Below are 2,507 nucleotides of genomic sequence, written 5' to 3' on the forward strand. Positions count from 1 at the left end.
CGTCCGGAGCGGTCACCGGGTCCGTCCGCCACTCCCGCGGGGTCGCGTCGGCGGGGTCGGCGGGTTCGTAGCCGCCGACGCCGGTGAGCGCCGCCCTGTCCTCGTACCCGTACGGGTTATCCGGCTGCCGCCGATCGAACCACCCCATACGGGGGAGGTTACCGGCGCACGAGCTCCCGCAGGTGCGAAACGGCGTCGTCGACGGCGACCTCGTCGCGGTCGCCGGTGGCCCGGTCCTTGACCTCCACCACACCCTTGGCGAGCCCGCGTCCCACGACCACGATCGTCGGCACCCCGACGAGCTCCGCGTCCGCGAACTTCACCCCGGGCGTGGCCCGGCGGTCGTCGAGCAGCACCCGCACACCGTGCCCGGACAGTTGCTCCGCGAGGCGCTCACCACCGGCGAACAGCTCCTCGTCCTTGCCCGCCACGACCACGTGCACGTCGGCCGGGGCGACCGAGCGGGGCCAGACCAGCCCGAGGTCGTCGTGGTGCTGCTCGGCGACGGCCGCCACCAGCCGGGAGACCCCGATGCCGTAGGAGCCCATCGTGATGCGGACCGGCTTCGCGTCGGGGCCGAGCGCGTCGACCTCGAAGGCGTCGGTGTACTTGCGGCCGAGCTGGAAGATGTGCCCGATCTCGATGCCGCGCGCGGTGACCAGTTCGCCCTGCCCGTCCGGGGAGGGGTCGCCCTCGCGGACCTCGGCGGCCTCGACCGTGCCGTCCGGGGTGAAGTCCCGCCCGCAGACCAGGTCGACGACGTGGTGGTCGACCTTGTCGGCGCCGGTGATCCAGGCGGTGCCGCGGACGATGCGCGGGTCGACGAGGTAGCGGACCCCGTTCGCGAGCAGCGCCTGCGGGCCCACGTAGCCCTTCACCAGGAACGGGTTCGCGGTGAAGTCGGCCTCCTCCAGCAGCGCCACCTCGGCGGGTTCGAGCGCGGCTTCCAGCCGCTTCATGTCGACCTCGCGGTCGCCCGGGACGCCGACGCCGAGCAGCGTCCACTCGTCCTCGCCCGGCATCCGGGTCTTGACCAGCACGTTCTTCAGCGTGTCCGCCGCGGTGACGGTGCGGCCGAGGTTCGCGTCGTTGAGGAACTCGACGAGCGTGTCGATGGTGGGGGTGTCCGGGGTGTGGTGCACCTGCGCGGCGGGTTTGTCCGCCACCGGCTGCTCCGGCGGGGCGGGGGTGACCACGGCCTCGACGTTGGCCGCGTAGTCGGAGGCGGTGCTGCGGACGTAGGTGTCCTCCCCGCTGTCGGCGAGGGCGAGGAACTCCTCCGACGCCGAGCCGCCCATCGCCCCGGAGGTCGCGGCCACCACGGCGTAGTCGATCCCGAGTCGCTCGAAGATCCGCAGGTAGGCGTCCCGGTGCAGGGCGTACGAGCGGGCCAGGCCCGCGTCGTCGAGGTCGAACGAGTACGAGTCCTTCATGACGAACTCGCGGCCCCGCAGCAGGCCCGCCCGGGGGCGCGCCTCGTCCCGGTACTTGGTCTGGATCTGGTACAGCATCACCGGGTAGTCCCGGTACGAGCTGAACTCGCCCTTGACGGTGAGCGCGAACAGCTCCTCGTGCGTGGGGCCGAGCAGGTAGTCGGCGCCCTTGCGGTCCACGACCCGGAAGACGTTCGGGCCGTACTCGGTCCACCGGCCGGTGGCCTCGTAGGGCTCCTTCGGCAACAGCGCCGGGAACTGGATCTCCTGGGCGCCGATGCCGTCCATCTCCTCGCGGATCACCGCCTCGATGTTGCGCAGCACGCGCAACCCGAGCGGGAGCCAGGAGTACCCACCGGGGGCGACCCGGCGCACGTAGCCCGCCCGGACGAGGAGCCGGTGGCTGGGCACCTCGGCGTCCGCCGGATCCTCCCGCAACGTGCGCAGGAACAGCGACGACATCCTGGTGATCACGGTGTTCTCCTAGGCTCGTGTTGCGGCGTGGCAGCTGCTCGTGTCGCGGCGTGGCGACGGTCGGCGCCGAGCGCCACGGGGTCGCGCGTGCTCGGCGGGTACCCGCACCGGGAAAAGCGCTGATGGACGAAGGGTAGTCAACGCCGCGCGAGCTGCCGCAACCGGTATTTCGCCGCGGTACACCACGCCCGGACCGGCACCGGGACGCCGGTTAGGCTCGCGGTCGTGCTCGTGCTGCTACCCCCGTCCGAGACCAAGGCCGACGGCGGCGACGGGGCCCCGCTGGACCTGGACGCCCTGTCGCTGCCCGAGCTGACCCCGCTGCGCCGCAAGCTGGCCGACGCGCTGGTGGAGCTGGCGGCCGACGTCCCGGCGAGTCTGGCCGCGTTGAAGCTGTCGCAGCGGCAGTCCGGCGAGGTCGACCGCAACGCGACACTGTACTCGGCACCCACGATGCCCGCCGTGCGCCGCTACACCGGGGTGCTCTACGACGCGCTCGACGTCGACGGCATGGACCGGGCCGACCGGGACCGGGCGGGCCGACGCCTCGCGGTGGCCTCGGCGCTGTTCGGGGTCGTGCGCGCGGACGACCCCGTCCCC

At 72.8% G+C, this 2,507-nt stretch carries 2 protein-coding genes; one reads left to right on the plus strand and one right to left on the minus strand.

Annotated features, from left to right (window positions below):
* Nucleotides 1-158: 158 nt before the first annotated feature.
* Entirely contained in the window at nucleotides 159-1,907 is a 1,749-nt protein-coding gene (locus SACHA_RS0115575; RefSeq protein WP_019811201.1) for a proline--tRNA ligase, read from the minus strand.
* A 225-nt stretch (nucleotides 1,908-2,132) separates the two neighbouring features.
* Here SACHA_RS0115575 and yaaA point away from each other — a divergent pair.
* The coding region (gene yaaA / locus SACHA_RS0115580; RefSeq protein WP_019811203.1) for a peroxide stress protein YaaA at nucleotides 2,133-2,507 on the plus strand (375 nt) is incomplete at its 3' end.

The sequence above is a fragment of the Saccharomonospora halophila 8 genome (assembly GCF_000383775.1).
GTDB classification, from domain to species: domain Bacteria; phylum Actinomycetota; class Actinomycetes; order Mycobacteriales; family Pseudonocardiaceae; genus Saccharomonospora; species Saccharomonospora halophila.